Source organism: Acinetobacter sp. Colony158 (assembly GCF_019264745.1).
GTDB lineage: Bacteria > Pseudomonadota > Gammaproteobacteria > Pseudomonadales > Moraxellaceae > Acinetobacter > Acinetobacter ursingii.
Genome location: NZ_CP078523.1, coordinates 2165567 through 2182679 on the forward strand (window position 1 = coordinate 2165567; position 17113 = coordinate 2182679).

General features: G+C 40.5%; 18 protein-coding genes. 8 read left to right on the forward strand and 10 right to left on the reverse strand.

Annotation, left to right across the window (positions count from 1 at the left end; all coding sequences use genetic code 11):
* Window positions 1-8: 8 nt before the first annotated feature.
* Window positions 9-431 carry a hypothetical protein gene (locus JR005_RS08875; RefSeq protein WP_004987358.1) on the reverse strand — a complete coding sequence of 141 codons (423 nt, stop codon included), beginning with the start codon at window positions 429-431 and terminating at the stop codon, window positions 9-11.
* A 153-nt stretch (window positions 432-584) separates the two neighbouring features.
* Here JR005_RS08875 and JR005_RS08880 point away from each other — a divergent pair, with 153 nt between their 5' ends.
* The 3 genes from JR005_RS08880 (at window position 585) to JR005_RS08890 (ending at window position 3091) form a co-directional block, all read left to right on the forward strand.
* Window positions 585-821, forward strand: a complete 237-nt coding sequence (locus tag JR005_RS08880; protein WP_004987355.1) for a hypothetical protein — start codon at window positions 585-587, stop codon at window positions 819-821.
* Window positions 822-1048: 227 nt separating this feature from the next.
* Window positions 1049-2737, forward strand: coding sequence for a mechanosensitive ion channel (locus JR005_RS08885; protein WP_005005215.1), 1689 nt, complete (start codon window positions 1049-1051; stop codon window positions 2735-2737).
* 177 nt (window positions 2738-2914) lie between these two features.
* Entirely contained in the window at window positions 2915-3091 is a 177-nt protein-coding gene (locus tag JR005_RS08890; protein ID WP_171496023.1) for a hypothetical protein, read from the forward strand.
* 12 nt (window positions 3092-3103) lie between these two features.
* On the opposite strand, the gene JR005_RS08895 is transcribed toward JR005_RS08890, so the two are convergent.
* From JR005_RS08895 to JR005_RS08915, 5 genes are read right to left on the reverse strand one after another with little or no spacing between them, the layout of a single operon-like run.
* Window positions 3104-4300: an NAD(P)/FAD-dependent oxidoreductase gene (locus JR005_RS08895; RefSeq protein ID WP_218664915.1), complete on the reverse strand. Its 1197-nt coding sequence runs from the start codon at window positions 4298-4300 to the stop codon at window positions 3104-3106.
* 30 nt (window positions 4301-4330) lie between these two features.
* The gene (locus JR005_RS08900; RefSeq protein WP_218664916.1) at window positions 4331-5203 is read right to left on the reverse strand and encodes a 1-aminocyclopropane-1-carboxylate deaminase/D-cysteine desulfhydrase; all 873 of its coding nucleotides are present in this window, start codon (window positions 5201-5203) and stop codon (window positions 4331-4333) included.
* 44 nt (window positions 5204-5247) lie between these two features.
* Window positions 5248-6426 (reverse strand): HlyD family secretion protein, encoded by a 1179-nt coding sequence (locus JR005_RS08905; protein ID WP_218664917.1) that lies wholly within the window; start codon window positions 6424-6426, stop codon window positions 5248-5250.
* Between the two features lie 22 nt (window positions 6427-6448).
* Entirely contained in the window at window positions 6449-8107 is a 1659-nt protein-coding gene (locus JR005_RS08910) for an MFS transporter (protein WP_218664918.1), read from the reverse strand.
* Entirely contained in the window at window positions 8100-8669 is a 570-nt protein-coding gene (locus JR005_RS08915; RefSeq protein ID WP_010588963.1) for a TetR/AcrR family transcriptional regulator, read from the reverse strand. The genes JR005_RS08910 and JR005_RS08915 overlap by 8 nt, the downstream gene beginning before the upstream one ends.
* 179 nt (window positions 8670-8848) lie before the next feature.
* Here JR005_RS08915 and JR005_RS08920 point away from each other — a divergent pair, with 179 nt between their 5' ends.
* Complete coding sequence (locus JR005_RS08920; protein WP_004987337.1) at window positions 8849-9613, forward strand: class I SAM-dependent methyltransferase; 765 nt, start codon at window positions 8849-8851, stop codon at window positions 9611-9613.
* A 34-nt stretch (window positions 9614-9647) separates the two neighbouring features.
* A complete protein-coding gene (locus JR005_RS08925) occupies window positions 9648-10283 on the forward strand; it encodes a LysE family translocator (RefSeq protein WP_218665817.1) in 636 nt (211 codons plus the stop codon).
* A gap of 212 nt (window positions 10284-10495) precedes the next feature.
* Here JR005_RS08925 and JR005_RS08930 read toward each other — a convergent pair whose 3' ends face one another.
* Complete coding sequence (locus tag JR005_RS08930) at window positions 10496-10954, reverse strand: DIP1984 family protein (RefSeq protein ID WP_218664919.1); 459 nt, start codon at window positions 10952-10954, stop codon at window positions 10496-10498.
* Window positions 10955-11131: 177 nt separating this feature from the next.
* Between JR005_RS08930 and JR005_RS08935 the strand changes: the two genes are divergently transcribed.
* Window positions 11132-11338: an NF038215 family lipoprotein gene (locus tag JR005_RS08935; protein ID WP_034700196.1), complete on the forward strand. Its 207-nt coding sequence runs from the start codon at window positions 11132-11134 to the stop codon at window positions 11336-11338.
* 48 nt (window positions 11339-11386) lie between these two features.
* On the opposite strand, the gene JR005_RS08940 is transcribed toward JR005_RS08935, so the two are convergent.
* The gene (locus JR005_RS08940; protein WP_034700195.1) at window positions 11387-12739 is read right to left on the reverse strand and encodes an 8-oxoguanine deaminase; all 1353 of its coding nucleotides are present in this window, start codon (window positions 12737-12739) and stop codon (window positions 11387-11389) included.
* A 201-nt stretch (window positions 12740-12940) separates the two neighbouring features.
* Window positions 12941-14308, reverse strand: coding sequence for a nucleobase:cation symporter-2 family protein (locus tag JR005_RS08945; RefSeq protein ID WP_004999000.1), 1368 nt, complete (start codon window positions 14306-14308; stop codon window positions 12941-12943).
* 196 nt (window positions 14309-14504) lie between these two features.
* Here JR005_RS08945 and JR005_RS08950 point away from each other — a divergent pair, with 196 nt between their 5' ends.
* Window positions 14505-15455, forward strand: a complete 951-nt coding sequence (locus JR005_RS08950) for an isopenicillin N synthase family dioxygenase (RefSeq protein ID WP_004998998.1) — start codon at window positions 14505-14507, stop codon at window positions 15453-15455.
* Complete coding sequence (locus tag JR005_RS08955) at window positions 15448-16206, forward strand: alpha/beta hydrolase (protein ID WP_004998997.1); 759 nt, start codon at window positions 15448-15450, stop codon at window positions 16204-16206. Before JR005_RS08950 ends, JR005_RS08955 begins: the two co-directional genes overlap by 8 nt.
* Before the next feature lie 91 nt (window positions 16207-16297).
* Here the strand turns inward: JR005_RS08955 and JR005_RS08960 are convergent.
* A partial coding sequence (locus tag JR005_RS08960) for an MBL fold metallo-hydrolase (protein WP_218664920.1) occupies window positions 16298-17113 on the reverse strand: 816 nt, incomplete at its 5' end.

Sequence of the window (17113 nt, forward strand, 5' to 3'; positions counted from 1 at the left end):
TATGGGTTTTAGTGTACAAACATGTCCATAAATTCACGTAATTCCTGAATGGCTGAATCCAGATCTGTGCTCAACCACGTTGGCTCAAAGAATCCCGCATAATGTTCTAAACGCTCTTGTGGAACCACCAGACGAATTGGACATTCTTCTTCAAGTAGACGCCACGGTAGGATGGGAACTTCATTGTCCAGAAATGAATTCACGTTTCGAATATCAATGATCATCGCATTGATACAATCTGGAAAAGGCATGACTGAAAATTCTTCAGTGCGACGTCTAAAATATTCCAGATCACCCCATTTCAAACTGTAACTAGCTTTATTAAAGCTAATAATTCCGATCAGATGTTCATCACGTGTGACGTGTAATGAGCATTCATGTGTGACGTCAGTGTCTAAATCCAGAGTGACGCTTTGCTGACGATACGACATAAAGACCTGAGCAAAAAAATGGGTGGGCTATTATAGCCTATTTTTATATACAACGCAGAAACAAAGAACACGATAGCGCTATGCTTTTTCACACAATGCTACATAAGTGCTTGTTATGATAAAGAACAATGGAAAATAAAAGAGGGGATTGCGATGACACATGATTTTAATAAACCAACACCACATACTTCGTCACCAGAAGAGACCGAAAAGAAACGTCGTTTGCCGGTTTATATTCTGGCAATTGTGGGAATTTTTTTAGTGGCATTGATTGTGTATATGGTGGCTGATCATAAACCAGATGCAAGTGATGCACCACCAGATCATCCAAATCCAAATGCACAACCTGCTACGCCAAATAATTCAACTACCAATAGCCAACAGTCATAAATTGTTATCAATTCTAATTTTTAACAAGCCATCTAATGTGATTAGATGGCTTTTTTGCAATCTTTTACTTCATTTTTGTAGTAGTTCTTATATTGCATCTTGAATAAAATATAAGCGCAAAATATATTGAGATAGATCACAAATAATATCCATTCTTAAAACCGTTTTACAGCTTAACTTCATCAAGACTAAGCCGTGATTAATATAACAAAGAGGGCATGACCTATATGAACGATTATTTTAACAATGAGGCTGCGCAAGCCCATTATGGATTTATGTACTATTGGGATATGTTTCAGCCCATTATCGCGGCAATTGCAGTTTTTATTATTGGTTGGATTTTGGCACTGATTATCGCTGCGGGTGTCAAAAAATTACTCAATCTAATTGGAACCAATCGTCATTTATCGACCGCAACGGGTAAAGCACCAGACTTTGAGTCAATTATTTCAAAATTTATATTTTGGTTTGTGTTGATTATTGCGCTGATTGCTTCTTTAAACGTACTGAATATTTATAGTGTCAGCGGGCCATTTAGTGCCATGATCACCCAAGTATTGGTTTTTGTGCCGAATCTTATTGCAGCGGCTGTCGTGGCTTTTGTGGGTTGGATCTTGGCGCGTTTGGTGCGAGCAGGACTATCCAAAGCTTTGTCTAAGACTCAACTTGATGAGAAACTGAGCAATGAAGTCGGTGTTCGACCACTCAGTGAAAATATTGCAGATATTATCTATTGGTTAATTCTGCTTTTATTTTTACCTATTGTCCTTTCGATTTTAGGACTCTCAGGTCTTTTACTCCCTGTTCAGGCAATGGTGGCTGAAGTTGTTGGATATCTTCCAAACATCTTTATTGCAGGCGTGATCGTTTTTGTTGGCTACATTTTGGCAAAAATTGTACGTGGGATTACAGAAGGCTTGGTCAATAGTGTGGGTTTACAAGCTCAAGCTGAGAAAATAGGACTGTTTAAAAACAGCAATATCGCCAATGTACTAGGTTCTCTGGTTTTTGCGCTGATCTTTATTACTGCATTGATTATTGCATTTGAAGCGCTTGGAATTGAGTCTATTTCTCAGCCAGCAACAGCCATGCTCAATGAGATCATGTTTGCGATACCAAATATTATTGCTGCTGGTCTGATTTTGATTATTGCCTATGTCGTCTCCCGTTTTGTCGCAAAACTGGTTGAAGATATTTTGGCAGGTACAGGTGTCGATGATGTTCCTGCAAAGTTTGACCTACAGCGTTTCTTGGGATCGACTAAAATCTCGCATGTGGTTGGTGTCTTAATCGTATTCTTTACCATGTTGTTTGCGGTTGCAGAAGCAGCGAATCGTCTTGGTTTTGATCAGATTAGTCATCTGGTCGCGATCTTCATTGCCTTCGGTGCCAACATTTTACTTGGTGCTTTAATTCTGGTCGTGGGTTTCTGGTTAGCCAATATCGTGGCAAATGTCGTTCAGCGCGGTGAATATAATAGCTCGCGTTGGTTAGGTAATTTGGTTCGTATCTTGATTATGGGCTTGGTTCTAGCGATGGGTCTACGCGCAATGGGTATTGCCGATTCAATCGTCAATCTGGCTTTTGGACTCACACTCGGTTCGGTGGCAGTCGCATTTGCTCTCGCTTTTGGTCTGGGTGGTCGTCAACCTGCAGAACGTGTTTTGACCGATCTTATTGATAAAGCCAAAGCTGAGGGAAATAAACCCAATCCAATCGCGAAAACTCAATCAGCGGTTGTGGTTGAAACACCTGTAGCATCATCGCCTGTTGCACCCTCAGAGGCGGCAACGGATCATAATGTTCCAACCACGTTTGATGTAGACCCAGCGCATAAACCTTTAAATAACCCTTATGGTTCTAAAGGCGAAGGTGAGGATGATCCAACATCAAAACCCGATGATCAACCGAAATAAGTTTTGATTTTTGCACCAGAATCGGCCACTCTATCCAGAGTGGTCGCTTTTTTAGATCGTTAAAATAGATTTTTCATCACTGTTTCGCCTTCTTTATTTTCTCTCTAAAGAAGAAATAAAAAGGACGTATGAAAGAAATCTAATCCATGAGTCATAAAAATAATAGAGGAGTGAAAGATGCAAAAGCAGCCGAATCGTTTTATCGCCCCGATTGTGATTGCGGGTATTACTGTCGGATTTTTGGTCAGTGCTTATAAGTTTGTATTTGCCCAAAATAAAGTGGCACAAACAGAAAAAACAGGTGTAGATGAAACTCCTTCAATCGAAGCCAATCAGATCGATGCTGCACCATAATTTTGACGTATTTTATACATATTGTGCCGCGGCATAGGCCGATGACCATGCCCACTGAAAGTTATAACCGCCTAAATGTCCAGTCACATCTAAAACTTCACCAATAAAATAGAGCCCCTTAACTTTCTGGCTTTGCATGGTTTTGGATGAAATTTCAGCGGTGTCTACTCCACCCAAAGTCACTTCGGCGGTACGATAGCCTTCAGTCCCGGAGGGTTTTACTACAAAACCATGAAGCTGTGCTGCAATCTGCTCCAAGACTGTATCACTCAGTTGACCAATGGCTGTTTCTGCATAGTTAGGCCAAATCAGTTGTTGTAACTCAAGCACAATGCTTTTTGCGGTCAGTTCGGATAATAACGTGCGTAACAAGACTTTGGGTTGTTGCTGTTTTTTTTGTTTCAAATAATCGGCTAAATCTTGCATAGGAAAAAAGTTGATCTGAAAAGATTCACCTGCTTGCCAATAATTCGAAAGTTGCAGTGAACTTGGACCACTTAAACCGCGATGAGTAAAGAGTAGTGCCTCGGTAAAACTGTTTTTATCATTGGAAAGTGTGACATCCAGTGCATTACCACTCAAACGTGTGGTTACTTCTTTAAATTGATCGGAAAAAGTAAAGGGAACTAATCCTGCGCGAGTCGAAAAAACTTGATGACCAAATTGTTTAGCTAGCTCATAGCCAATTCCTGAACCACCTAGTGTTGGAATTGAAAGGCCACCAGATGCAATCACCAGAGATTCACAAGTAAAGGTTGCGTGTGTACTTTGAACTTCAAAAAGTTGATGGTCTAATTGCTTAACTGTTTTTACTTCACAGTCCGTTTTTATGTTGACCAGTTTCGTTTTATCGCATTCAGCTAAAAGCATATTCAAAATATCTTTTGAACCATTTAAGGTAAAAAGCTGTCCATGCTTACGTTCTTCATAGGCGATGCCATAGTCACAGACCAAGCCGATAAAATCCCAATTGCTATAACGTGATAAGGCCGAAATCACAAAATGTGGATTATGTGAAATAAAATTTTCAGGCTCGACATAGAGGTTAGTAAAGTTACATTTACCTCCGCCAGACATCAGGATTTTTTTTCCGACTTTATTGGCTTTTTCCACCACTAAAACCTTGCGTCCACGCCGTGCAGCCTGAGCCGCCAGCATTAGTCCAGACGCACCTGCACCCAGAACAATGACATCGTAATGCATGGACATAAACGTACTCAGCGTTATAAAAGCGCGACATTATAAAAGATTTTGTCTGCCCTGTAATCCACCACTATGAATCGCTAAAATTCGGGTATGAGGTGGAAAATATGCTTTTTCGATGAGATCAAAAATGCCAAATAGCATTTTTCCTGTATAAATGGGCTCAAGTGGAATTTGATATTGTTTTTCGAAAAACTGAATAAACTCGATTAACTGCGCGGAAGTCTTGGCATAACCGCCACAACAATACTCATCTATAATCTTCCAGTTTTTCTTTGCGGTAAGGTGGGTAACGTCATGCGTTAAAAAATCGCCTTTTAATGCAGAGAAACCCAAAATATTTTGATTAAAGTGACTTGATTCAATCAATCCTGTGATCGTGCCGCCAGTTCCCACCGCACAGCAAATCACATCGTAATTTTGTCGATCTTGTTCGCTTAAAATTTCTTTGCAACCTTGAATGGCAAGAGAGTTTGTTCCACCTTCTGGAATAATATAGGCGTTTGGAAATCGAGATTGTAATTCTGCCAAAAAATCAGGTTGCTCTTTATTGCGATAATCCTGTCGATTGATGAATTCGAGTTGCATGCCAAACTGCGAGGCAGTGGCCAAAGTGTGATTTAAGCGTTGATCAGCCAGTTCTTCACCACGAATGATGCCAATACTGCGAAAACCAAAATAATGGGCGGCATAGGCTGTTGCCGCAATATGATTGGAAAATGCGCCACCAAAAGTAATCAGGGTATCCAGCCCCAGTTGTTTGGCATGTTGTAAGTTATATTTGAGTTTATAAAATTTATTGCCTGAAATATGTGGATGAATGAGATCCAGACGTTTTAAATCAAGATGTATGTCAGGCTGATCCATGAGAGTTTGATATCCCACAGCTTGTGCAATAGCGTTGAACATAGAAGACAGCCTGAATTAAAACGTCATATCAATAAGAAAAATAGCTAGTCCATAGCTTTGGATGATGTATCTACCGAAGTGATCACCGACATACCGGGACGTAAGCGTTCTAAGCCTTTTTGATTCGGATCAATCGCAATCCGTACAGAAATTCGCTGTACCACTTTGGTAAAGTTACCTGTCGCATTATCTGCTTTGAGTACACTAAACTCTGAACCCGCAGCAGGGGAGATTTGCTCAACATGACCTGTAAATTTCTGATGATCTAAGGCATCGACGGTGAAAGTGATTTTTTGCCCAATTTTCATATTGGCGATCTGGGTTTCTTTAAAATTGGCAATCACCCAAGTTTGTTGAGGAATCAAATACAATAACTGTGAACCTGCTGCGACATATTGCCCGACACGTGGATTGACTTCACCCAATTGTCCATCCATTGGCGCAGTAATCACACTATAATCTTTGGTGGTCGTTGCCTGATCCAGTTGTGCCTGTGCATTGGTGACTTGCGCTTCTAAACCTGTTTGTGCGACTTGCGCGGTTTTTAGGGCTTCCTGTGCAACATTTACATTGGCCTGAGCTTGTTTGAGTAACGCCAAATTATTTTTTACATCTGCTGCGGCTTTATCACGTTCTGATTTAGAGGCTGCGCCGCTATCCCCGAGTTGTTGGTAGCGCTGTAATTGTGTCATCGATAAATCATATTGCGCCTGAGCTTGGTCAACTTTAGCTTGAGCCGCAGCAATATCGGCTTGCCGCTGAGCAATCGTCTGAGTTTGATTGGCCAGACTATTTTTTGCTTGTTCAACCGCAGACTGTGCTTGCGTCACTTTTTGGTCATAAGTCGTGGCATCAATATGCATCAAAGCTTGACCTTTTTTGACGTAGTCAAAATCTTTGACCAGTACATCTTTGATATAACCATTAATCTGTGACGAAAGGACAGTGGTTTTACCTTTGACATAGCTATTGTCAGTTTGCTCAATGGCAGTATGAAATGGCCCAATACGCCATGCCCACATAATGAGTCCTAAGCCTACCAACAGCACGATAAACATGATTGCCAATGTCGATTTTTTGGTTGGAATCAACTTCCCGACGCGCTGAACAGGTTTGAGCGGGGCAGGTTGTGGCGTGGCAGAAGATGTCGTTCCAGATTGAGACTGATTTGTTTGATTCGAATCAGGTTCATTCTGTGGATTGGTTTTTTGCTCGTCACTCATAAATTATACTCAAACACGCCACTTAGGATGATGTCGATGAGGCAGTCAGTTTCTCACGATAAGTAAGATACTTCGCCCAGATAATATTGCACAATCCCCAAAGGAATAACACAATCGCCACGATACTATTAAAATTAATCACATCGTTATAAGCTCGGACTTGAGCCTCACGATTTGCAGTTTGCGATAAGGTTTTGGTTGCCTGTAATTGATCCTGAACAGGATCGGCAATGTTGGGGCTAAATTTTGCCTGATATTGTTTTAAACGTTGATCAATGGTTGGATCAGTTCGTTCCAAATTACGACTGATGTCCATTTGATACACTTGGGTTTGACGTTTTTGATAAGTATTATAAAACGATGAACCAATCAAGCCACCAAAGTTTTGTGTGGCAGAAAATAACACGATAAACGTCACCACATGTGCAGGGCTTTCTTTCAAAGCGCGTCCAAATCCCACCAAAAGTAGGGGGCCAATAAATAATCCATTGGCAAAGGCAATCAGAAATTGACTGTGATAGAAATTTTGTGGACGAATATCACTGGTCAAATGTGCATCCAGTTTACTGGCGATCAAAATCAAAAAGGAGGCTAAAACCAGATGTAATAATGTTCGTTCTCGAGAAAATGTGACCGCACTAAATAAAACGCCTGCCAACATCCCAAAAAAGATCACGCTATATAGCCCAACAAACTGATCTGGCCCCATGCCCATGGTTTTTAGAAAATTCACCGCGGCATAACTTTGTTCTGACAATAAAAAGCGCAGACACAACGCTCCAAATACAAAGCGTAGTACAGCTAACGTACCTAACCAGCGGGTCATAATCAGGGGGTTACTACGATGATGTTCATAAATAAAGCCAAACACCAGTAATACAAAACCCGTCATTAACACATAAGCCAGCCAAGGCGAATCAAACCACCACAGCAAAGGCCCTTGTGTCAAAACCGCGCAGATGCAGGCGAAACCCGGTGCCAGCAATAAAAAGGTAACAATATCTTGTCGTTCAAAAACAGCAATACGTAAACTACGGGGTAACTTGAGGGAAACCACCATGGCATAGCAACACACTGCCAAACCTAACTCAAAAGTATATAAGACCGTCCAGTCGTTGACCGTAACCAATGCAGGCGAAATGATCCATGCCAGTGGTACACCGAGTTGACCGAAGCCGAAGCCAATATACAGACCTCTTAAACGGTGTTCTTTGGTAAAGCCCTGCATGATGTAATACATGCCCAGAGAGCTAAGTGGTGCTGCAACCATCCCACTGATAAAACGTACAAAAATAGCCATATGATAATTTTGTACGAAAATATGCAGGATCATCACTGCGATAAACGCAAGCAGACCAATTTCAGTAAAGAGGCGTAAACCATATTGTTGTCTGGCTTTAAACAAAATCAGGTTAGAACTGACATTCGCCATGACATAAGCCGCAGGAAGCCACGCACTCTCAACAGGCGTTAGTCCATATTCACCCTGTAACTGAGGTAAATTAGCGGTAATAAAACCATTACTTAGCCCTGCGGTGAGGGCAATAAAAGTTCCGATAATAAAATATAGATATCTTTTATGAGAGGGATGTTCAATTGAAGGCGGCGAACCCGGTAATACGGGACGTTCATCATCTGTCCAGTCTGGTGGTGTTTCCAGATAACGCGGACTCTCAGCCATGATACACCCCGTTATTCAAACAAATGCCATTGAGTAATAACTCGACTGCACGGCTGGCAAATCGAATTCTTTGTGTTTCATCGTGCCCGCGAAAAGATGACGACAACATGGAAACAATGCTACGGTAATCTTCAAAATTAAAGTCAGGACGACAAATTCGTTTTTCAATCGCCCGATCAATGAGCGGCTGCACAATCTGTTGATGATGCTGTATCAGTGAAATCAGCACTTCATCGTGTTGGTCCAGCACTCGCCAATACTCCATCAGAGCCGAAAGATTATTTAAATTATGGACATGACTTTTAATTAATCGAATTAAACCATCATCGTACATACGATATTGTTCCGCACGAAGTTCCAGATGAGAAACGGCTTGCTCAAGTAAGGCATAGACTAAAGCCTTTCGATCAGTAAAGTTTCGATAAAAAGTTGCACGCCCCACACCAGCATGGTCGATAATGATTTGTAACGGAACACTCATTCCATGAATTTTAAACATCTCAACCGCAGCTTCGAGTAAATCTTCCCGATTTTTGGCCGCACGTTTGATATGTTTACTCATAGAGGAGAGATGCTGAATTTGATCGATATATTTTACGGACGTTTTTGTCCGATCTCCCAGAGAAATTATTATCAAATTGTAAAACATAACTAAAAGTTATTAATAATTAAAAAATTCATTATTTTATTTTTTATATTCTTCAGATTAAGCTCAACATCACTACTAATGAGAAGATCAAAATGACCACTCAACATGAAGTGAATCAGCAACAATATCAAGACAAAGCAAAGGCTTATCTAAATAGCTCAGTCCATGCACAAGGAGCAGAATTTGACCAAATACGTGAAGTTTTACAGCAACAAGCTTTTCAACGTGTTTTAGATTTAGGCTGCGGTGCCGGGCATGTTACGTATCAGATTGCACCAGATGTGGAGCAGTTGATTGCTTATGATTTAACTGCTGAGATGGTGCAGTTGGTGGTTGAACAGGCGAAGGCGCGCGGGTTAAATAATGTCACGGGACAGCAAGGTGCAGCAGAACTACTTGATTTTGCAGATCAGAGTATATGTGCGGTTGTGAGTCGTTATTCTGCACATCATTGGCAGAATGTTTCACAAGCAATGAGTGAAATTTATCGTGTGCTTAAACCTCGTGGAAAAGTGATATTTGTTGATATCTTAGGGAATCAACAACCTGTACTAGATACCTTTTTACAGAGTATTGAGATCATTCGTGACCCAAGTCATGTTCGCGATTATTCTTTAGCTGAATGGATGACATTTGCTGAGCGTGCCGGTTTTAAAATTGAGCAAATGCAAAAACAAAGTTTGCAGTTAAATTTTGCAAGTTGGGCCGAGCGAATGCAAACCCCAGCAGAAGCTGTGGCAACATTACGTTATTTACAGCAAAAAGCATCGGATGTGGTAAAAAATTATTATCAAATACAGCCAGATGGTTCATTTCAAAGCGAAGTCATGTATTTGGTTCTTACAAAGCCTGAGTAATGCGTTAAAATTCATGTCTATGATCACTGACGCTATGGATACCCACGTGGAAAGTTTGTTGCCTTTATTTTCTATTGCGATGGCGCTGATGTTAGGTGCAATGAGTCCTGGCCCAAGCTTTATCTATGTGGCGCAAAACTCGATTGCTAAATCACGTAAGCATGGTTTATTTACCGCTTTGGGGACTGGCACAGGCGCGGCATTTTTTGGTTTACTGGCAGTGATGGGTTTACAAGCGATCTTATTGGCTGTGCCATCGGCCTATCTCATGCTAAAAATTGGTGGTGGGCTATATTTACTTTGGCTGGCTTATAAGATTGTAAAACATGCTAAATCACCGATTGAGATGGATGCCCAACAGCAACAAACTATGACTTATCAAAGTGCCTATCGTTATGGTTTGATTACACAACTGAGTAATCCAAAAATTGCGGTGGTCTTGGCCAGTGTATTTACCGCCTTATTACCTAAAGAAATTCCAAATTATTATTATGTGGCATTACCCGTGATTTGTTTTGTAATTGATGCAGGTTGGTATTCACTTGTCGCCTTACTTTTATCCGCTGAAAAACCGCGCCGTGTTTATATCAAAGCCAAAACTTTGATTGATCGAGTAACAGGTGGGATTGTGACGGTATTAGGTCTAAAACTCATTTTCTCAAGTCGTTAAGCTAAAATATAATATGGTGGGCATATTGTCAGTACGTGGTGGTCATTCGTCATGTGTCATAGATCATATATGCAATGTGCTGCGCCTAAAATGTAAAGATTTGGCGAAGCAGGCGCACTACCTCTATCAGACGGTTTGTGAATTTTAGACCTTACAAACCGTATAAAAAGGTCGTGTACTCGCCCAATATGCCCAGATTGATCATACTCAGTTTATTCCTTTAAATCTATCTGCCAGTTGGATGCCTGAATTTCAAGATTGATTAAACGTAAACTTTGACTGATTTCATCTGCTTGTTTTTGTAGCTTAGAAACAGAAACAGCTTTAATCCATTTAATTTCACGAACACTATAACGATCCGTATCTTTTTGCGTATTGTCTATTGCTTGCTGAATGATTCGATGTTCAGCAGTAAGTTGATCGCGCTGATTGAGGATATCGAGTAAAGCTTTTCCATTATTGGCTTGTGCTTGCGCATTGGTTTGATGGATTTTTTGTATAAGCTGAAATAATTGTTTATTCACCAGAATAGCTTCATCTATAAGTTGTTCTGGATCTTCACTGGGTGTATCTCCATCTTGCACGAGTACATTTTTATGAATACGTTGCTGCAAGGAAAGGAGTTTTTTCTGTAAATCACTTCTGAGCAATAATGCTTCTGCAAGCTTCATAAAAACTCAATATATAGGTCTAAATAAAATCATCATAAAATGAAAAAACATTGCTGTCCGTTTCAGAACGTATATATCTACATTTGAATGATATAATTTGAAATGTTTTTTTGCTCATAATTTAAACAGGTTGTGATAATCTGATGACAAAAATAATGAAAATAATCAGGTGGTCGTATGAAAAGGATATTTCTATATGTCTTGGTTGTGAGTTCCAGTGTTATTGTGATGGGATGCGATATGAGGGCAAAGGTTCAGAGCGAAAGTATTCAATCTTCTACATCCGCGCGAAGTATGAGTATCGCGGGAATGCCTGTCTATGACAAAGATTTTAAATTAGCACCATTATTGGCAAACGATACTCACCTTAAACAAAATCAATAATCAAATTTAAAAAGCAAAAGAGACGTTTTAACGTCTCTTTAAAAAAATTTAAGCCGCTAATAATTTCTTGGCAGCTAAACGATGTTCAGCTTGTAGCTTCTCAATATCGATAGTGACTAATTGACGTTCTTTAACAATCCACTTGCCGCCGACCATGACATGTTCAGCTTGATCTGCCCCGCACAGCAGCAATGCTGCAATTGGGTCATGACTTCCTGAAAATTTTAGTTCATCCAGTTTATATAAAGCAAAGTCTGCCTGATGACCAACTGCGATTTCCCCCAAATCATGTTCACGGCCTAATAATTTTGCCGAACCTTGAGTCGCCCAGCCAAATGCTAATTCTGGCGTAATTCGTTCTGCACCATATTTAAGACGTTGCAAATACATGGCTTGACGAGTTTCCAAAATCAGATTTGAAGCATCTCCAGAGGCAGAACCATCTACTCCTAAACCAATCGTTGCACCTGCCTGCATTAAATCAAGAGTTGGGCAAATCCCAGAGGCGAGACGCATATTAGAATGCGGACAGTGACAAATACTGACACCTGCCTGACCTAAACGCTGAATTTCTTCGGTATTAAAATGAATGCCATGCGCCAGCCATGTTCGGTCACTTAACCAACCAACGCTTTCCAGATAATCTACCGTTCGCATACCAAACATTTGTAGACAAAAGGCTTCTTCATCTAGCGTTTCTGCCAGATGAGTATGCAAACGCACATCCAGACGCTGCGCCATTGCTGCACTTTCTCGCATAATCTCTGGTGTGACTGAAAAAGGAGAACATGGTGCAAGCGCAATATTGACCATGGCACCTGTACCACGTTGATGGTATTTCGCAACAAGACGTTCTGAATCCAGCAAAATTTGATCCATCTGCTGCACTGTCTGCTGTGGAGGTAAACCGCCTGATTCTTCACCCAAGCTCATGGAACCGCGCGTCAGCATGACACGAATACCTAACTCTTGTGCTGCTTGAACTTGGATATCAATGGCATCGGTTAACTGCTGTGGAAATAAATAATGATGATCGGCCGCGAAAGTACATCCAGACATGACCAATTCTGCTAAAGCCACTTGGGTAGCAAGATGTAATTGTTCAGGCGTTAATTTTGCCCAGACAGGATATAAATTTTTTAACCATGGAAATAATGGTGTATTCACCACAGGTGCCCATGCACGAGTTAATGTTTGATAAAAATGATGGTGGGAATTGATCAACCCTGGAATAACGACACAGTCTTGGGCATCAAATGTTTGATCGACAGGTTGAGTAGGGGCTTGGCCTTGTGCAACCAGTTCAATAATTTGACCATTTTCAATCACAACGCCATTCGTTGCATCCTGCTGATTGGCGGTAAAAATAGCAAGTGGATGTTTGATCCAGAGACGTGACATAGCAGATTTCGCTCAAATATTTTTATATTTGAAAAGCAATGCGTGTACCAAGATTTGGTTTTTACACCATGCTAGATAATTGATATATATCAATAGATATAGTGGGATATATGACTATGGGGCGCTATTCTCATCGAAAAAAATGCCAGTCGTTTTAACTTGACTGGCATTCCACAAAGTACGGGTTTGAAGCGAATAATATCAGGAGTGATTTTCAGCAGTTGCAGCGACTTCAGGTAAATTACTCACTTGTGGCTTTTTTCCTACATGTAAGTGATTAAAGAACAAATTAAGCAGAACAGCCATGATACAGGTAATACTGATACCAGAATGAAATAGGGTTTGTACCGCATCTGGCATTGCATGGAAGAAATCAGGGCTAATCAGTGGAATGAGACCTGCTGCAAGTGAAACGGCGACGATAATTAGATTGGATTGAACTTGATAATCGACTTTAGACAAGGTACGAATACCACTGACTGCAACACTACCAAATAACACCAAACCAGCGCCACCCAGTACAGGCATTGGAATAGAAGCAACGAGACGACCAAACACAGGAAGTAAACCCAGTACCACTAAAATTCCACCCGCAGTGGCAACTACAAAGCGACTTTTGACTCCTGTAATGGCAACCAAACCCACATTTTGTACAAATGCACATTGCATGAAGGCACCAAAAAGAGGGGCAAGTGCGGATGAAAGCATGTCTGCACGTAAGCCATCAGCGATACGTTTATTGTCAACTTGGGTATCTACAATTTCACCAATTGCGAGCAAACTAGCTGTAGTTTCAGTCAAAATCACAATCGTAACAATACTCATGGTTAAAATCGCGGGCCATTCAAACACTGGCATACCAAAGCCTAAAATATTAGGCAATGCGACCCATGCACCATCACTGACTTTAGAAAAATCAGCCAAACCTAATGCAAACGCAGCAATTGCACCACAAAAGATGGAAAGTAGAACGGCTAAACGTTTGATGGCAGGAGAACCAAATTTGGTGAGCAGCAATAAAACAAATAAGGTAAAAGCTGCCAAACCTATATTTTCCATTGAACCCCAGTTCGCAGCTTTAGGATTGCCACCCATCATCCAGCGAATCGCCACTGGTAAAAGTGAAATTCCGATAATGGCAATAATGGAACCTGTGACGATTGGCGGAAAGAATCGTACAATTTTGGAAAAAAATGGTGCAATAATGATCCCGAAAACCGAACTCACCATAATTGCACCAAGAATGGCCTGAAAACTGCCCCCATTTGAACCAATCGCGATCATACTGGCAACGGCTGCAAAAGAAGTGCCTTGTACAATGGGAAGTTTAGAACCGAACCATTTGAAACCCAGCGTTTGCAGTAAGGTTGCCAGTCCTGCCACTAAAATAGAAGCAGTAATGAGCAAGCCAATATCTGCCTGAGATAGCCCAATACCAAGACCTACAACCAGTGGTGCTGCAATTAGACCACCGTACATGGTCAAGACATGCTGAAAACCATAAGTTAAGTTTTTACCCATTCCAAGATGTTCATGTTCTGGAGATGCGGTTTTAGTTTCATCGTTCATATCAAACCCTTTCAACTTTGTGTGTATGACAAGAGTAAAATTTGCAACATGCATGCCATCTTCTAATTATTTAAATAAACATGAATTTTAAAATATGAAAAAACATATAACAGTGACGAACACTATCGGTGGCACAGCAATTGCTCAATCTAGAAAAGGTACAAGTCTTATATAAGTCTAGGCAATGGAGTAAGGTATGAGTGTTTCAATTCCTGTGATTGATATATCAGGTCTATTTAGTTCTGATGTGAAAGAGCGTCAGATGGTTGCGCAACAGATGAAACAAGCATGTGAAGATAAAGGCTTTTTTTATATTTCAAATCATGGAATTGCCACTGAATTACAACAGGCAGTTTTTAAACAAAGCAAACAATTCTTTGATTTGCCCATGAACGAAAAAGAAAAAGTACATAAGAAAAACTCAATTGCCAACCGGGGTTATGAGCCTTTAAAAAACCAAACGCTAGAAGCAGGAACGCCCGCTGATTTAAAAGAAGGTTTTTATTCGGGGCGGGAATATGCGCTAGAAAGTAAAGAAGTGTTAGCACAACGTTTTAATCATGGGCCCAACCAATGGCCTACACAGTTTCCAGAATTTGAATCTACCATGCAGCGCTATCAGGCTGAACTCGAAGTATTGGCAAAATACCTGATGCGTGGTTTAGCCTTGTCATTATCATTGTCAGAAAATTACTTTGATGATTTCTGTCATGATTCATTGGTGACTTTACGCTTATTGCATTATCCACCACAACCTGCAAATCCCGAGCCAAATGAAAAAGGCTGTGGGGCGCATACCGATTTTGGTGCATTAACCTTATTGCTTCAAGACCAGCAAGGTGGTTTGCAAGTTTGGGATCAAAACAGTGAAAGCTGGATGGATGCGCCACCGATCGAAGGAACGTATGTGATTAATCTCGGAGATTTAATTGCACGTTGGACCAATAATCGTTTTAAATCGACTTTGCATCGGGTGATTAATAAATCAGGCAAACAGCGTTATTCGGTTCCTTTTTTCTTTGGTGGAAATCCAGATTATCAAGTGCAATGTCTGCCTAACTGTAAAACTGAAAACGAACCTGCTTTATTTGCACCGACAACAGTCGAAAAGCATCATATTGAAATGTATCGGAGAACCTATGGCTAAGCATATTGTATTGGTGCATGGTGCTTGGCAGGGAGGCTGGTCATTTGACTTGATCAAGCCATTATTGGAGCAAACGGGCTGGCAAGTACATGCAGTTGACTTGCCTGGTAATGGTTGGAATAGTGACACTCAACTTTCTGCCAATCAGGACAATTACTGTGATTTTGTTGTGCAGACGATTCAAAAAATTGGTGAACCTGTCGTATTGCTCGGACATAGTGGCGGGGGCTTAACCATTTCAGCAGTGGCAGAACAAATTCCAGATTTAATTTCAAATCTCATTTATTTAGTTGGCATGATGCTGCCCTCAAACATGTCATTTCTGGATTTTAAAATATTGTGCGAGCAGCATTTTCCAGATGAGGATTTTGCTGGAATTTCCCCTTATCTGAGTTTTACTCAAGAGGGTTATAGTATTGTGAGTCCTGAAGGTGCGAAGAAAATCTTTTTGCAAGATTGTGATGCAGAACTTGCAGAAAAATTAATTGCAAAATTACGACCGCAACCAGAAACAGGGCGGGATTTAAAGCCAGTATTAACGCCTGAACGTTTTGGTCGTGTGCCGCGAATTTATGTAGAAGCACTTTATGATCAGTCATTATCAATCAATATGCAGCGTTTGATGCAACAGTTACAACCTGATCATTTAAAAGTCATTAGCATGCAAACAGGGCATGTACCTCAAGCGATTCAACCTCAATTACTAGTTGAAAAGCTGAATCAATTATTTGATGAAAAAGTATCGGTGTGATATTAAATCTCATTGAGGAAAATCAATTGGGCAAAGTGATTTTCCTCTTATGAAATAATAGAAAAGATTGATTTTAATTTAGAGGAGCGGGTCAATCTTTAAAATGCACAGGAATCCACTGATAGCTTTTACCATCTGCCGAATAAATATGACCAATTCCCGGAAATGGTAAATGTGGTGCTGCAATGGTTTGACCATTTTTGGCAAAATTGGCAAATTGTTTTAAGCGGGTTTGGACGGCTTGTTTCGGATCAATATCATATTCAATCGCCGTTTCAGGTCGGTCAAACTGAACTGTATGCGAATGCACAATATCTCCAATAAAAATTATATCTTCATCTTTAGTTTTCAGTTCATAACTAAAATGTCCTGGGGTATGTCCCGCGGTGTTAATCACTTTAAATCTCTGAATTTCATCATCCAGTTTATAGGTTTTAAAGCGTTGTTTGGCTTGATAAGGTGCTAAAGCCGCTTTAATTTTTTCCACTGTAGCTAAATAGCCCGCGCGTTTAGCTTGTGGAATTTTCTCGGCTTGTTTGGGGTCTAACCAATAATTGGCTTCATCTTGTGATACATACACTGTGGCATTAGGAAAATTCGCTTTTCCATCTTTACTGATGCCACAGACATGATCGGGATGTAAATGTGTCAATAAAATGCTATCGACTTGTTCAGGCTTGTATCCAGAAGCTTTTAAGTTGCTTAAAACTGAACCTAAATGCGCGCCAAAACAACTTGCTGCACCACTATCGACCAGAACCAATGATTTACCCGTATTCACCAAAAAGGCATTCACAGAGGTTTGTACGCCTTTGTCTTGATCGGCATAGTATTTCTTTAAAATCTCATGAACTTGTTTTTGCGGTATGTCTTTAAACAGCGTAGGCGACATAAAGTTTGTGCCGTC

What these genes read in the sequence shown, in the direction of transcription:
- JR005_RS08875 (WP_004987358.1), bottom strand. Translation starts at nt 431, where the DNA reads ATGTCGTATCGTCAGCAAAGCGTCACTCTGGATTTAGACACTGACGTC.
- JR005_RS08880 (WP_004987355.1), top strand. Translation starts at nt 585, where the DNA reads ATGACACATGATTTTAATAAACCAACACCACATACTTCGTCACCAGAA.
- JR005_RS08885 (WP_005005215.1), top strand. Translation starts at nt 1,049, where the DNA reads ATGAACGATTATTTTAACAATGAGGCTGCGCAAGCCCATTATGGATTT.
- JR005_RS08890 (WP_171496023.1), top strand. Translation starts at nt 2,915, where the DNA reads ATGCAAAAGCAGCCGAATCGTTTTATCGCCCCGATTGTGATTGCGGGT.
- JR005_RS08895 (WP_218664915.1), bottom strand. Translation starts at nt 4,300, where the DNA reads ATGTCCATGCATTACGATGTCATTGTTCTGGGTGCAGGTGCGTCTGGA.
- JR005_RS08900 (WP_218664916.1), bottom strand. Translation starts at nt 5,203, where the DNA reads ATGTTCAACGCTATTGCACAAGCTGTGGGATATCAAACTCTCATGGAT.
- JR005_RS08905 (WP_218664917.1), bottom strand. Translation starts at nt 6,426, where the DNA reads ATGAGTGACGAGCAAAAAACCAATCCACAGAATGAACCTGATTCGAAT.
- JR005_RS08910 (WP_218664918.1), bottom strand. Translation starts at nt 8,107, where the DNA reads ATGGCTGAGAGTCCGCGTTATCTGGAAACACCACCAGACTGGACAGAT.
- JR005_RS08915 (WP_010588963.1), bottom strand. Translation starts at nt 8,669, where the DNA reads ATGAGTAAACATATCAAACGTGCGGCCAAAAATCGGGAAGATTTACTC.
- JR005_RS08920 (WP_004987337.1), top strand. Translation starts at nt 8,849, where the DNA reads ATGACCACTCAACATGAAGTGAATCAGCAACAATATCAAGACAAAGCA.
- JR005_RS08925 (WP_218665817.1), top strand. Translation starts at nt 9,648, where the DNA reads ATGGATACCCACGTGGAAAGTTTGTTGCCTTTATTTTCTATTGCGATG.
- JR005_RS08930 (WP_218664919.1), bottom strand. Translation starts at nt 10,954, where the DNA reads ATGAAGCTTGCAGAAGCATTATTGCTCAGAAGTGATTTACAGAAAAAA.
- JR005_RS08935 (WP_034700196.1), top strand. Translation starts at nt 11,132, where the DNA reads ATGAAAAGGATATTTCTATATGTCTTGGTTGTGAGTTCCAGTGTTATT.
- JR005_RS08940 (WP_034700195.1), bottom strand. Translation starts at nt 12,739, where the DNA reads ATGTCACGTCTCTGGATCAAACATCCACTTGCTATTTTTACCGCCAAT.
- JR005_RS08945 (WP_004999000.1), bottom strand. Translation starts at nt 14,308, where the DNA reads ATGAACGATGAAACTAAAACCGCATCTCCAGAACATGAACATCTTGGA.
- JR005_RS08950 (WP_004998998.1), top strand. Translation starts at nt 14,505, where the DNA reads ATGAGTGTTTCAATTCCTGTGATTGATATATCAGGTCTATTTAGTTCT.
- JR005_RS08955 (WP_004998997.1), top strand. Translation starts at nt 15,448, where the DNA reads ATGGCTAAGCATATTGTATTGGTGCATGGTGCTTGGCAGGGAGGCTGG.